The 14,645-nt window shown below is 34.1% G+C and carries 15 protein-coding genes; 4 read left to right on the top strand and 11 right to left on the bottom strand.

The genetic code is table 11. The features are described 5' to 3' along the window. Positions 1–49: 49 nt before the first annotated feature. The 9 genes from A9G47_RS02835 to A9G47_RS02785 form a co-directional block, all read right to left on the bottom strand. Complete coding sequence (locus A9G47_RS02835; protein ID WP_065567193.1) at positions 50–787, bottom strand: carbonic anhydrase; 738 nt, start codon at positions 785–787, stop codon at positions 50–52. A 388-nt stretch (positions 788–1,175) separates the two neighbouring features. Beyond that, positions 1,176–2,822 carry a hypothetical protein gene (locus A9G47_RS13455; RefSeq protein WP_081303503.1) on the bottom strand — a complete coding sequence of 549 codons (1,647 nt, stop codon included), beginning with the start codon at positions 2,820–2,822 and terminating at the stop codon, positions 1,176–1,178. A gap of 1,060 nt (positions 2,823–3,882) precedes the next feature. Beyond that, the gene (locus A9G47_RS02815) at positions 3,883–4,191 is read right to left on the bottom strand and encodes a hypothetical protein (RefSeq protein ID WP_065642098.1); all 309 of its coding nucleotides are present in this window, start codon (positions 4,189–4,191) and stop codon (positions 3,883–3,885) included. Positions 4,192–4,477: 286 nt separating this feature from the next. Beyond that, a complete protein-coding gene (locus tag A9G47_RS02810) occupies positions 4,478–4,813 on the bottom strand; it encodes a YggL family protein (RefSeq protein ID WP_065566670.1) in 336 nt (111 codons plus the stop codon). 20 nt (positions 4,814–4,833) lie between these two features. After that, entirely contained in the window at positions 4,834–6,153 is a 1,320-nt protein-coding gene (gene rhlE / locus A9G47_RS02805) for an ATP-dependent RNA helicase RhlE (protein ID WP_081297910.1), read from the bottom strand. Positions 6,154–6,548: 395 nt separating this feature from the next. Continuing rightward, entirely contained in the window at positions 6,549–6,917 is a 369-nt protein-coding gene (locus tag A9G47_RS02800; protein ID WP_065566669.1) for an MmcQ/YjbR family DNA-binding protein, read from the bottom strand. 327 nt (positions 6,918–7,244) lie between these two features. Continuing rightward, positions 7,245–7,676: a hypothetical protein gene (locus A9G47_RS02795; protein ID WP_065566668.1), complete on the bottom strand. Its 432-nt coding sequence runs from the start codon at positions 7,674–7,676 to the stop codon at positions 7,245–7,247. Between the two features lie 561 nt (positions 7,677–8,237). Further along, the gene (locus A9G47_RS02790; RefSeq protein WP_065566667.1) at positions 8,238–8,444 is read right to left on the bottom strand and encodes a hypothetical protein; all 207 of its coding nucleotides are present in this window, start codon (positions 8,442–8,444) and stop codon (positions 8,238–8,240) included. 581 nt (positions 8,445–9,025) lie between these two features. Continuing rightward, positions 9,026–9,631: a riboflavin synthase gene (locus A9G47_RS02785; RefSeq protein WP_065566666.1), complete on the bottom strand. Its 606-nt coding sequence runs from the start codon at positions 9,629–9,631 to the stop codon at positions 9,026–9,028. Between the two features lie 212 nt (positions 9,632–9,843). Here A9G47_RS02785 and crcB point away from each other — a divergent pair, with 212 nt between their 5' ends. After that, a complete protein-coding gene (gene crcB / locus A9G47_RS02780) occupies positions 9,844–10,221 on the top strand; it encodes a fluoride efflux transporter CrcB (RefSeq protein ID WP_065566665.1) in 378 nt (125 codons plus the stop codon). Between the two features lie 105 nt (positions 10,222–10,326). Continuing rightward, positions 10,327–10,743, top strand: a complete 417-nt coding sequence (locus tag A9G47_RS02775) for a cell division inhibitor SulA (RefSeq protein ID WP_065566664.1) — start codon at positions 10,327–10,329, stop codon at positions 10,741–10,743. A gap of 267 nt (positions 10,744–11,010) precedes the next feature. Here A9G47_RS02775 and A9G47_RS02770 read toward each other — a convergent pair whose 3' ends face one another. Both A9G47_RS02770 and A9G47_RS02765 read right to left on the bottom strand, forming a co-directional pair. Further along, a complete protein-coding gene (locus tag A9G47_RS02770; RefSeq protein ID WP_065642097.1) occupies positions 11,011–11,592 on the bottom strand; it encodes a hypothetical protein in 582 nt (193 codons plus the stop codon). 116 nt (positions 11,593–11,708) lie between these two features. Beyond that, positions 11,709–12,338, bottom strand: a complete 630-nt coding sequence (locus A9G47_RS02765; RefSeq protein ID WP_065566676.1) for a TetR/AcrR family transcriptional regulator — start codon at positions 12,336–12,338, stop codon at positions 11,709–11,711. A gap of 174 nt (positions 12,339–12,512) precedes the next feature. Here A9G47_RS02765 and A9G47_RS02760 point away from each other — a divergent pair, with 174 nt between their 5' ends. Further along, positions 12,513–13,724 (top strand): Tm-1-like ATP-binding domain-containing protein, encoded by a 1,212-nt coding sequence (locus A9G47_RS02760; protein WP_065580773.1) that lies wholly within the window; start codon positions 12,513–12,515, stop codon positions 13,722–13,724. A 12-nt stretch (positions 13,725–13,736) separates the two neighbouring features. Next, a complete protein-coding gene (locus A9G47_RS02755) occupies positions 13,737–14,567 on the top strand; it encodes a phosphoenolpyruvate hydrolase family protein (RefSeq protein WP_065580774.1) in 831 nt (276 codons plus the stop codon). The last annotated feature ends 78 nt before the right edge of the window (positions 14,568–14,645 follow it).

The raw sequence follows: 14,645 nt of genomic DNA, 5'->3' as shown, positions 1-14,645 counted from the left end.
TGCACTAATTATTGGCTCTATTCGCTTTCACCGATAGAGCCAAAAAGTATTAATTAACTATCACACGACCATTTAAAGGCTGAATTGGACGGTTGTTATCATGATGTATGATTGAGTGGAATTTTTCAATTTGTTTGGCAGATGCGCTACTTTCTTGTTCTAAAATAATCCATCTCACACCTTCCGTACAAGGCGGTGTTGTTAGTGAGCCGCTAAAGCGGTAAAAATCTAATCTATTTGGCAATAATGCCTTAATATTAACCGACTGACTTAATGTCGCAGTGTTTCCTACTTGTGTCGGAATATGTTGCCAAGCTTTAGCTAATTCGGGGTTAGATTTTCCCCTATTAAACATAAGACCAACAACCGTTAAGTCGCCATTGTCGTTTTTATAAACAAAGTGAGCTTCCATCGGAAAGGGTTTGCTTTTAATCATATTTTCGCTTGGTGCATGAAAATGGAATTGTTGTAACGTAAAGATTTCATTATCAATTTCTAAGGTATTACCTTCGTTAACATTGATTTGAATGGTATGGCCGTTGTTGATGATTTCTTGCTTGCTGGGTTTAAACGCCAGTTTAAGTTTATCATGATGGGTTTTTAGTGCATGTTCAATATTGATCGGCGATTGATTTTTGCCGTTTTCACAGGTTGAAAATTCAGGTGAAAGTTTTCCCCAATTTTCGGGTTTAAATTCGCCTTCATAATCCCAATGCGGAGCAGGCTCTACAGCAGCACAAGATAAACTGGTTGCCATTAAGGCTGCAATAATTACATTAAATTTCATGTTGATTTTACGTTAGAAAGTTGTTTATTGGAGACCAAATTATACGCCACAAAAAACTACCTTACTACAATCACACATCATCACTTTTTGATATTTTTATAAAAAATCGTTTGACATTTATACAAAAAAACCAGCTAAAAAATAGCTGTTTTTTTTGGTACTAATTTTACTCAATTTTTATTATGATAATGTCTAATTGTTTATGTTGAGTAACTCTTCACAGCTTAGGCATCGTCAGTCGGGGGAAGTGCTTTTTGATTTTCCGTCATTAAAGCGCAAAGCTCGCAGCTCTGCCTGCCCTCCCAAACTGACGCGGGGATGTTCTTTGATAACTTAACCAACTACAGTCATATAAGTATCACTGCGCCTTAATGATTCAGAACTAAAGCTAAGGTGCAGTGCAAATAACACTGAAACTGTCACTGTCGTCGCCCCTGTCGTAGTATACTTCATAGTACTCACCTTCGACGGCAACCTTGCTGCCATAGTCAGAATCTACACAAAAGTAGTTAGTCTGGAAAACTTCATCAGGGTAATAACTTAAGTAGCCCCACTCGGGTAAAAAGCCTGCTCCTATTTGACGCTGGAAATAATTACCACTTGATGACGGCGTGGCACCCTCTATGCCTTCTAAGCATGGAAACCATTTATCCTTACCACATTTCGCATTGGTTAAATCTCTGACTCGTGACAAACGATACCCCAAACTACTACACCACGATGATTGTTTAGAATAGCTCCTATTTTTATTACCTCGATTGATAAACCACTTCTGCAATACAAAACCGTACTTAATCACCACATTACCACTTTTATCCCTACCCTCTAATTCAAAGGTCTGCGGTAAAATAGGTCTACGAAGTGGACTAGGATTATCTGACTGTATTTGCGCATCACTCGCTCTAGGACCATTTAATGTCACCCGCGTTACATACTGAGATTTATCATCAATCCATGAATCGTATTCTATTACTCCCCATGCGCTTGTAAATGAGCCCGAACGTGGCTGTATCCAACTCACAGTAGCCGTTATTCCACCACGAGTAACAGGTGACCAGGTCAATTGACTTGCATCCACCCCACCTATATCTAAATCAAAATACAATCCATCAGCACCTGTTGTCGGAAAATTAAGACTATAAGATGATAGATTTATTGACTGAGTAAGAAAACCCTTATCAGAATTCCATATGCTAGCAGGTCCTGCCACTTCATAGTCACCAAAGTAAAGATTCGGCCTTGCGTAACAAACTTTAGGCTGTGAATTTGGATTGATATAATACGTCACCGTACTACCCCCAAAAGTTCTGCTATTCGGTATACCATACTGGGTAGTTAAATTACCATCTGTACTACTTAATGTTACCTTATAAGGTGCACTACATATATCTAATGTATCACTACGGCTTACTGTAATGCCATTCTTATCAGTAAAACTCACCGATAAACTTCCCATTGCAGTCACCCCATTAGTACCCTGACCATCTCCATCATCATCTCCCCAATAATTATACGGCGCTCGAATAAGTGCATCTAATCCTATTGAGTTGGTTGACGGTGGTAGCAACATCCCTATATCACTAAAGGTATTTCCATTTATTAGCCTTATTGGATTTGTTGCACTTGATGTATTGGTTGATGGCGTAACCGTTGTACCATCTGGCAAGGTAATAAACAATAACGCGTCAGTGGTTGTCGCTTTAGTTTGGCCTCCATCAAACGTTAAATACGGGGCACTACCTTGAATCACTTGGTTAGTATGTGCCGTTAATGCTTGCGAACCTTGCGAATACGGCAATAACAATACTGGCGCTAATGCCAACGGGATTTTTTTAAATAATTCGGTGGATAATTTTGATGATATAAACGAGGTAAGTGTAAAAAACCAGCTAATGCGATTATTGGATAAATTTAAGGCATAGGCTCGCCATGTCTGTTGTCTGTTGTCTGTTGTCTGTTGTCTGTTGTCTGTTGTCTGTTGTCTGTTGTCTGTTGTCTGTTGTCTGTTGTCTGTTGTCTGTTGTCTGTTGTCCAAGATTGTACTTCATAACATCCCACCTTACAAATAAAATATTGTTTTATGATTATTAGCCTATAAAAAAGCTAATTTAATTTTTAGCTTTAAAATTATAATGTTAAAAAAAAGCTTGGCTAGTTTTTTTGGTGATTTTTTGTAAAGGAATGTAAAAAAAACATATTAAGCTTTAAAGAAAGCTTTAAGACATTGAATTTTTTGATTTTTGTAAAAAATAACAAGGTAAAAACATAATAAAATCAATACGCACCTGACTGTTTTTATGGTTTTCGGGTTTGGGTGACAGTATTTGACTATAATTTGTGTGATTGGGTTTCGGACATGTTGAGCTTTTTGTAGTGGAAGCAATAGCAACAGTGACAACGGTCGAGTTAGGAAATTAGCAAATTCCTTAACACCCCTCACTTTGGCTACAGAATATGGCCGACTTATATTTACTCGTATCATCCTGATACTCGCCTCTTTGATGCCTTCTTCACTTTGCTCAGATGTTCAAATTTATTCCTAACAAAGCCCAAACTCACCAAACATCCATACTTGCCGTGCTAACCTTGCTTAGTTGTCGACGCATTCTAGCGCGGTGAAAGGGCTGCTGCTATATTGTCCTTGCAATATTATAGGAACATTTTTTACTATAAAAACCTTTCATTTATCAATTTGATTTTACTTAACATTTAAAAATAACTACAATGATAATATTCAATCCAATTGTGATCATTTAAATTTCTTTTAGCAACTCATTAATTTGATAAGAAGATTAAAAAATTAAATACATATCCCAAAAAACGTGGTTTTAAGCGTATTTGTTGTAACAACGAAATAAATAAGTGGGTATTTTAAGATAAAAAAATACCCGCTATAAACAGGCTATAGGGATTCGGAAATTGGCTCCTCTAACAGGACTTGAACCTGTGACATACGGATTAACAGTCCGCCGTTCTACCGACTGAACTATGGTTGTGTTGTGTCTTTCTACCATAACCCATTCAATTTATCAATGCATTGTTTAATATAATATTTTTATAGTACATTGGTTAGTTTTTATAAAATCTTTTTTATATTAACGGCTTGCATAAATGGAAATAACTTCTCCTGAATCCATGTCTATATCAACATTAATATCATCTATTACTATTCCTCCTGAACCAATATCCATCCAATTATTTTGTGTTACTTCTTCTGAATAAAACCGTATTGTGTAACATTTGGCTCCATTATTTATCTTTATATGGTGACTAAAAGATATATAAAAATGATCGATATCGTATTTGTGTTTGATCACAAATTCACTTTTCTTTGCTGCTTCTATCGCTTTAAATAGAAAAGATGTATATTTTTTATCAAGCTTGAAAATAGTGTTTTCACTCATAATGTAATTGAGCCCTGCCCAAATAGTAGACTGTAATTATCTTAATGATAGTTTTTTACTCACCGAGGTAATCCACTTATTATTGGATATATTTTATCGTTTGTATGATTGTATTATAAATAGCCATCCTTAAGAAGATGTAAATATAATAGTTGATGTAGTTGATATTAATATAGTTAATAAAAAATAAATTAACCAGTAGCACGATAAAATTCAGTTATAAAAATAGCCACATACGTGACTACTTTTATTTAAGAATAACGTATATTTAAAAATAACGTAATAATTAAAATGCTAGCTCATCCCACCAAATATCAATAAGTTGACTGGTTTTAACATTTTTTAAACCATGATCTTCCAACCATTTTGTGACAACGTCACGATGTTCTTCAGTACAATTTCCTAATTTTTGGGTGCAAATAATACCTTGCCAATTTAAATAACCACTCCCCTCATAAGCTAAACCATTTGGTTGAATGGCTTCAAGAATAAACTGATCAACAATGTTATCTAAAGTCTCTTCGCTTGTGCCTTCGTCAAAAGACCAGCTAACAGTAAAGCCTAATTCTTTGAACTCTTCAATATGTAATTTTTTTCGTAAACGCTTGCTACGATTTACCATAATAGTTTCCTTCTACTTTGTTAAATATTAGTTTTTTTATTATTAGAGTGATTCGATCTATTTGAAGATTTAATACTCTTTTGATTAGAGTGCGACGATCGACCAGCCCCCGTTACATTTGCTCTTTTTGGTGATGCTCGCCTTGGCGATGATTTTTTTACAGGCTCAGCTTTAATTTTTGGATCAACTTCAAACCCGTTAGTTGTTAATTCTGGAATCGGCTTTTTTATTAATTTTTCAATCGCTTTTAATTGAGCCAGTTCATCAATACACACGAGCGAAATAGCCTGCCCTTCATTTTGTGCACGCCCTGTTCGCCCAATGCGATGTACATAATCTTCAGCAACTTGTGGTAATTCATAATTAACGACATAAGGCAACAGCTCAATGTCAAGACCTCTTGCTGCAATATCAGTAGCTACTAATGCTCTAATTTGCCCACTTTTGAAATCGGCTAAGGCTTTAGTTCGTGCCCCTTGGCTTTTATTTCCATGAATAGCAGCTGCTTTAATGCCATCTTTAGTTAGCTGTTCCGCTAAGTGATTTGCACCGTATTTAGTGCGGGTAAAGATTAATACTTGTTGCCATTGGTTTTTACCAATTAAATAAGACAATAGCTCTCGTTTACGGCGTTTATCTACTCTATGTATATATTGGGTTATTTGCTCTGAAGCGCTATTGGTTTTAGCTACTGCAACAGATTCTGGTGAATGTAATAGAGATTGCGCTAACACTTTTATCTCATCAGAGAAAGTAGCTGAAAACATTAAATTTTGGCGTTTTTTCGGTAATTTAGCAATTACACGACGGATATCATGAATAAATCCCATATCTAACATGCGATCGGCTTCATCCAACACTAGCATTTTAACGGTTGAAAGATCCACGGCATTTTGTTGTACTAAATCAAGTAATCGTCCCGGTGTTGCAATTAATATATCCACACCGCCCCGTAATTTCATCATTTGAGGATTTATACTTACACCACCAAATACTACCAAAGATCGAATCGGTAAATAACGGCTATAGTCACGAATATTTTCGCCAATTTGGGCTGCAAGCTCACGTGTTGGCGCTAAAATCAAGGCATATAAAGAACGTTTATTTTTTTTGCTATTTGGATTATTAGCGTCTTTAGTTTTCTGCTCAAGCCATTTTTGTAAAATGGGCAAGCCAAAGCCCGCCGTTTTACCTGTCCCTGTTTGTGCACTCGCCATAAGATCTTTACCAGATAAAATGACCGGTATAGCTTGTTGTTGAATGGGCGTCGGGCTGGTATAGTTTTGTTCTTGAATTGCTTTTAAAATCTCGGCATCTAAACCAAGAGAGTCAAATGACATGAATTGATTCCTAAATAAATGGTAAATGGATTGTCCTTAGGCATTATAATGCAATTGAATAATATTTTCTGATAAATCTTATTTTAAACAATAAGATTTATTGTCCTGTTTGTTGTTCTAAAATAAAATCAAACTTCTATATATAACATAATTCCGTGTGATCCAGTGACTTCTTATTTAAAACATAATGATTTTCAATATGTTTTTATAAAAATACCGGCGATATTTACCTCGCATGCTCTATAGGGGATTTATCATATAACTACTCATAGATTGTGAGAAACAAAAAACAATTGTTGAGTAGCTTAGCTTTGCTCACTCTTTTCATAGCTGTTTTTCATGAATTGCACGGCTACTTATTTGTCGAGACAGTCATTAGATATATCAGTGCAAATTCAAACTTTATCTTTATTCGTTAAATTATAACTGTAGTCTAATAAATGTATTATTTGTTCTAGTGGCACAGATCCATCTAGCATTATGGTAATCCAGTTATTTTTATTCATATGATATGCTGGTAATAAACCAGTGCTATTTTTTATTATAGAAATTAATTCAGGATCGGATTTGACATCAATGATTTCCACAACCTCTTCCGAGTTGAGACCTAATTTATTTTTCTCTACTGACATAATGAGGCCAAACCACTTACCACTACTTTTGTGTCTAAGAACTTGATAGTCAGGAAACTTTTTGAAAGGATTATCAATTTGAACATTATTCAAAGTCTGCGTGTATTCAACTAATCTATTTTTAAGGCTCATCATTGTTTCCCTTTTTCTGGTTCACTCAATATAACATCACCTTAATCACATCTTTAATTAGCAAGATATGCTAATTAGTACATGTTGTGATAATAATCCAAAAAGACGGCGGTAACAATGATAATAAATCAATAAAAAGCGAATATGCAGTACAAAATTTGAAAAGTGAATTATGCTATTATGCAAAGGTTTAGTTATGTAAATAGAAAATCTAAAAAGTTTTTTCAAAAATAACTTAATAAATCAGCTGGTAGTAACTTTGAATAAAGTAAGCTCGCAAAATGAGCGTTAATTTTACGAACTACTTGGAACGATGGCCAAAGCTATTTATTTTGGCTCTTCACAAATTTCATCAATTGACAATGTTGCTGGTACATTTCGATCATCATTGAATTGGAAACGGAACAAGAAGCGAATGTCATAAGCCCGTAATACATCAACCACATCTTGTTTACTACAAAATTGTGCATTGAGCCCAAGCCTAATTCCTTCAGTAATATCTACAATGGAAACGCTTTGGCTATCAGTTGGCATACTATATTCAAATACGACGTTATTCAGATTATAAAAAATATTAGTAACTTCGTAGCCCGCTTCAGTTTTAATAGGAAATTTTCCTCCTTCGCCTAATATTGATCTTTTAGCACTATCAGCGAAAGCTTTTGTGATATTTGCTGACGAGGGTAATTCCGCGCTATAAGCGTTCGAAATCATCAAAAATGAAGAAAGTAGCACAGCCAATTTTATTCGTTTTTTCACTTCGGTATTCCTTAAATTGAAACTTAATCAAGTTATGTTATTTTAATCGCATAAATAGCACAACATCCATTTGCTTTTAGCATAATTTAATTGGTTACTAAAAATTGCCAATACTGAGTCAATATACCCCTTATTATTAATTATTGTTGATTGTAACAATTCTAATTAGATCATCATATTATACAAAATCGATAAAAATAATTAAATATTAAGTTAGTTAAGATTAATGCCAAACAGCAGCAAGGAAATATTGGTAATAAAAATATATCAATGAAAAATAATTTTTTATCATCAAGTATTTTATCATAAGTGACAGCGTCACGTATTTATATGACTTAATCATAAACACATAACAAATTGCAATTGATTTGATGATTCTTAATTTCTTATTTTCCATCGATTATTTTAATCAATGTGACTCTTATAATTCACTTAATTTTTATATAAGAATGAATGTGTTACTTTTTAAATCATATAGCCCTATAATGTTAGGAATTTAATTTTAATGCGGTAAAAAAGGTAACCTAGTCGGTTACCTTTTGATGGTATTAACTTATAAGATTACTTTTTATCTGGATGAGGATCTTTAACTGAATCCCCTTGTCCAGACATAATATACCAACCATTTTTGCTATGCGGTGTTTTATTATGATCAGGGCAAGGAGGTAACGATTTCTTACTTTGGTTTGAATAAACATACCCACAGTCGGCACACTTATAAGTGCCAGACGAGACATCACTACCGTACGGAGCAAATTTTTGTACCATTATAAGTTCCTCCAAAGTTAAATGAGTGATAAGCACCATGCTCATCACTGTTATATATAAGCGCTGATTTGAGAAAAAATCAAGTCTATTTTTTAAACAAACTATCGATCAATAGCCTGCTTGATTAGAGAAAAAATCATTCAGAAAAACCATTGATTTTATTAAAGTTTTTTTGTTGTTTTGAAGTGGTAATTGGCATATATTTAAATAACAGACTAGCGATATTGCTATTATTTTACAAAAGTAAGTATTGCTTATCTTATTTAGGGTTAGTCAATATTACAAAGATACATTATGCTTTACAATTAAAGGCTTTAATACAAAAAACGTCGTTATTTGATCGGTTAATTACTCTCATCTTTAATTATTAGCATCTTGCCGTGATAAATTAGGCCCTGGATTAGCTTAATAGTTCTTATTTAGCCAATCTATTAATTACTTAAAAAAGTAGCCCAGCGCCTTGAATTTTTAACTAAAATTGATTATTGAATGATAAAACGCAATTAGTCTGTGTGGTTTTAATCTTTATTTGTTCATGAGTATAAGTATTATTATTTATCGCCTATTCCAATTATTTAAGATTATTTTGCCGCCAGTACCCGTTCAACGGTATCAACAATAGCTTGTGTTTGAGCATCAATTTCAATATTTACCTTATCTCCTACTGTTTTCGAATCTAACGTGGTAATAGCTAACGTTTCAGGGATTAAATGAATCATAAAGCTATCTTTATCTATCTGCCCAACCGTTAAACTTGCACCGTCAATACCAATAAAACCTTTATATAATACATATTTGCTAAACTGAGATGGTAACTGTAATGTCATATGGCAATTAGTTGCTGTTTTTTGAATATCAACAATTATTGCTGTGCAAGATATATGCCCTGACATAATATGCCCACCCACTTCATCACCAAATTTTGCGCTTCGTTCTATATTTACAAAATCGTTAATTTTTTTATCACCTAATGTGGTTAATGCTAACGTTTCTTCCATAATATCAAATGATACTACGCCATTATCAAACTTCGTTACAGTTAAACAGCAACCATCATTGGCTATCGAAGCCCCAATTTCAATTTTATCGGTTAATTGATGCGGTAACTTCACTTTATAAGTTCTTAATTTATCTTGGTCTATAATATCAATAATCTGACCAACACCTTGAACAATACCCGTAAACATATCTATACCCCAATTTTTTACTTAATGATGAACATTCTATCGCAACTTGGTCAGAAGTTCCTATTTGTATTTTCAACTGGTATGATGACGCTATAATTTTATGGATTTTGATTATTTAAGAAATGATTTTTATTGTAATTAGCAATAAAAGGCCAATACTAAGATTTTGTTAAAGTTAATTTGATGTTTTTTATCATTAAGGATGTTTTATCATGCTAAAACTGGTGTTAGCCATTTCAGTGGGTTCTGTAGCTGGCGGTTTATTACGGTGGTTTTTATCACTTAAATTCAATGCGATCACTTTTGCTATCCCATTAGGTACACTACTATCAAATTTAGTTGCAGGCTACATTATTGGTTTTGCGATTGCTTTTTTTAATCATTCTAACCTATCGGCAGAATGGCGGTTATTGGTTATAACGGGTTTCTGTGGCGGGTTATCAACGTTTTCAACCTTTTCAGCCGAAATTGTCAATTTTTTACAAGAAGGTCGAATATCTTGGGGGTTGGCAACCCTATTTATACATGTAATTGGTTCTGTTTTAATGACTTTTTTAGGAATATTGTCATATCAATGGTTACGTTCTTAAAGTTGAATAGTTGTAAATAATATAAAAAACCAATCAAAATAAAGTTTACAAGCGGGAAATACTGTACTAACATACACTGTATATAAAAACAGTGTTAAGATTATTATGCTTATTGAACATTCAACACAACAACTTATGGCGATTAATTTTGAATCACCTTTTCAACAAGTATTACAACAACAACGGCCTTTATTAAAATCACTTAACAAAGCTAAAAAATGGCAATTATGGCTTTCGACCCGACCAATGTTAAAGCGTTCATGGATTAATATCGCAGGTTTAGATAAAAACAAAGTTGTTCATCTAGCAAATTTAAATAACGCAAACTTAATATCAACTATTGAAAAAGCGTTACAAAACAAAACTTGCAGTTATGTGGTTGCTTGTATCAATAAACTTAATGAGCAAGACAAAGCTCGCTTACAACAAGCGGTATCATCAAGTGACACATGTCTACTTTTAGTACATGATAAACAAATAGTACATGATGAACAAAGTGAACACCCTATTCAATATCACTAACGATAAGCATAGTGACTATGCACAAATAAGTGTGCATTTTCAAATTTAGCAAGTAAAGTTAAAATGTTTAATAGCTATTAAAAAAGGGCTGAGCATATTTAAAATACTCAGCTTTTTGGTCATTAATAATAGTAAATTATAACAACACATTGGCTAGCTTTTTTGTTCTACTTTTCCACTTCAAATCATAGGCAGTAGATCAATTATTCTCATTTTCCTAGCATGTGATGGCGAACTTTTTCTACACATAGCTTTTATACATAGCTTTTAACAAGGTCCCATAATACAACTAATCATCATTAATGGAATAAAAACTGGCAATATAATTAAACCTGCTACATCACCTGTGATGTCCTCACTAGCTTTTATTTCATTTCTAGGTTTGACTAATACGGTAATGGGGGTTGGTAATAAATATTGATCAGATAGCGTATTTGCTTGCTTATAGGCATTTCCTTTTGTGCTAAATGACACTTGATAATAACCATCTTTTAACACCCATTCTGATTTAGACTTCATTGAAAAATTGTTATTGTTTAAAACTGTTTTTTCTGGGATAAGATTACTATACCGAACGATTATTTCATCGCTTGCATGTTCTCGGAAAAAAGTGATAGAGACTTTTTCAATATCATTTTTATATTCTGCTAAAAAATTACGGTAGCTTTTGAGCTTGTCTATCGCATCGGCACTTGTAAATTGGTATGAGTATGTTTGCGATTCAGCAATAATACCTATTTTTTCATCACTCTTTAATTTGATAATGGTGTCACTACTGGGTAAAATTTGCGTTTGCTTATGCACACACCCACAAAGACAAAAAATCAGAATAAAAACAAGCTTTTTCATTATCGTTTTCCTACTTTAAACACGTGAATAAGGATTAATTTTCACAAAATCATTTATTTTTATCATAGCACTAGCGATCAGCAAAATTAGGCTAACTAGCTATCATAGCACATCAATCAAAATTTTGAGGCATCTTGTTTAGCTTGGTTAATGACTGATTTAGCTATCCATTGCGATAGTGATATTATAGACTGGTCATCAAGCATCCAGATATCTTTGAGTACCATAAATATTTCAGAGCCATAAATAATCGAAATTGCATAAATAACCTTATTATATAGTTCATCAGGGAGCTCGGCTTTAAGAGGAGATAAAATTGTTGCAAGTATTTCTTTGCGATTACCTCGCACCAATTTTTCGGTTTGTGGAGATAATGACGCTCGTTTTGTTGCCCATTGTTGTAATGAAACCCTTAGTGCTGCGCGTAGTGCCCCTTCATGTTTTAACATTTGCGGAAAGGCAAAAGCTAAAAAATCATTGATGCGTTCTTCTGCATTTTGTTTTTCTGATCGCCAACTAAAAATCGGACCTAAAGCGCTTTCAACAGTTGCAGAAATAAGATCACTTTGTGTTGGGAAATAGCGATAAGCGGTTGCTCTTGAAATCCCCGATTTGTCAGCTAATTCGGTTATAGACAGTTCAAAGCCCTGCTCTAATGCTTCTAATGCTGTATTAATTAAACGTTCATAAGTCTTCTTTTTGGCGCCTGTATATTTTGTAGAACACAATAAAGTCTCTTGAATCATTAGATATATTGTTATATTTGAATTCATCATCAAATAATACTGCATTTTAATCATTAAGTTAAAATTAGTATTATAAAAATGAGACTTATGTCTCATTTTGAGTATATAATGTATGACTATTAACCACCCTTTTGGTAAAAGTATTACCCTTATTAACCTGCTTAGGAGCGATAAATGGCATCAACTAGCACAATTTATTTGGTTACGACACTAGACACCAAAAGGGAAGAAATCATTTATATCAAAACCCTTCTCGATTTAAAAAATCTTAATTATAAAATTATCGATATTTCCACACAACTTCATCAATTTAATCATTTAGCAACTATCACGTCAGAAATGGTTGCAAGTTACCATCCACATGGCAAATCGGCTATATTTTGTGGTGACCGAGGTAAAGCGATTGTTGCAATGGCAGATGCATTCAAACTATTTTTGATGGCTCAAAATGATGTAGACGCTATACTAGGATTAGGAGGCTCAGGAGGAACGGCATTAATTACCCCTGCTATGCAATCACTTGCTGTTGGCATTCCTAAACTCATGGTATCTACAATGGCATCTGGCAATATTTCTGATTATATTGGCGCAAGCGATATTGCAATGATGTATTCAGTCACAGATATTGCAGGAATTAATGTTATATCAAGAAAAGTCTTATCAAATGCGGCTAACTTTATTGCAGGTTCAGTTCTTTTTAAAACCCAAGAAACGATCGAAGATAAACCTGCAATTGGCTTAACTATGTTTGGTGTTACAACCACATGCGTTCAATCTATATCAGCCAAATTGCACGATCATTATGATTGCCTCGTTTTCCATGCTACAGGCAGTGGAGGTAAAGCGATGGAAAAGCTAGCTGATAGCAAGTTATTACATGCAGTACTGGATATTACCACAACAGAAGTATGTGACTATTTATTTGATGGTGTTTTAGCTTGCAATGAAGATCGTTTTGGCGCAATTGCTAGAAGCCAAATTCCATATATTGGATCGTGTGGAGCACTTGATATGGTTAATTTTTCTAGCCCTGAAACTATTCCTGAAAAATATAAAGATCGTTTATTTTACCCACACAATCCACAAGTAACCTTAATGCGAACAACGCCGGAAGAAAATAAAAAAATGGCTAATTGGATAGCAAATAAACTTAATCAATGCCAAGGTTACGTTACTTTTATTATCCCTGAAGGTGGCTTTTCAGCATTGGATATTGAAGGAGGAATTTTTTGGTCACCAAAAGCGAATAAAGCCTTTATTGATGAATTTGAAAAAACATTTATTCAGACCCCTAAAAGAAAATTAATAAAAACACCTCATCATATTAACTCGCCCCAGTTTTGTGATCTGATTATTAATGAATTTATTCAAATAATTAAAAATTAAGTGGAGAAAACTATGAAAAACCAACGTTCACAGTTACTAAAGAAATTTCATGATATGATCGCAAAAGGACAACCCATCATTGGTGGAGGTGCTGGCACAGGTCTATCGGCAAAATGTGAAGAAGCAGGTGGCATTGACCTTATTGTCATTTATAACTCTGGTCGTTATCGCATGGCAGGTAGAGGCTCATTGGCGGGATTACTTGCCTACGGTAATGCGAACGAAATTGTGATGGATATGGCTAAAGAGGTGTTACCAGTAGTTAAACACACGCCAGTGTTAGCAGGCGTTAATGGAACAGATCCATTTTGCCAATTCGATCAATTTTTAGATAAATTAAAGGAAACTGGATTTGCTGGCGTACAAAACTTCCCAACTGTTGGACTAATTGATGGTAACTTTAGAGCAAACCTTGAAGAAACAGGTATGGGATACGCTTTAGAAGTAGAAATGATTCGCAAAGCACATGAAAAAGATCTGCTAACAACACCTTATGTATTTAGTGAACAAAACGCAATCGATATGGCTAAAGCTGGCGCTGATATTTTAGTACCCCATATGGGATTAACTACGGGCGGTAGTATCGGTGCAGAAACGGCTTTAAAGCTTGCTGACTGTGTGCCTTTAATCAATCAATGGGCTAAAGCAGCTAAAACAATTCGACCAGATATTATAATTTTATGCCATGGTGGCCCTATTGCTACTCCAGAAGACGCTAAATATATTTTAGACAATTGCCCTGATTGTAATGGGTTTTATGGAGCTAGTTCAATGGAACGTTTACCAACAGAAATAGCACTTAAACAAACAACAAAACAATTTAAATCAATTCAACGACACTAACAATAATATAAGCAATAACGGTGCGGCTAAAATGTCGCACTGCTATTTTTTTATGTTGCACTAAAAATACCCACCAAT

Source organism: Gilliamella sp. WF3-4 (assembly GCF_001690275.1).
GTDB lineage: Bacteria > Pseudomonadota > Gammaproteobacteria > Enterobacterales > Orbaceae > Gilliamella > Gilliamella apicola_C.
This window is presented reverse-complemented; position numbering and strand designations above follow the sequence as displayed.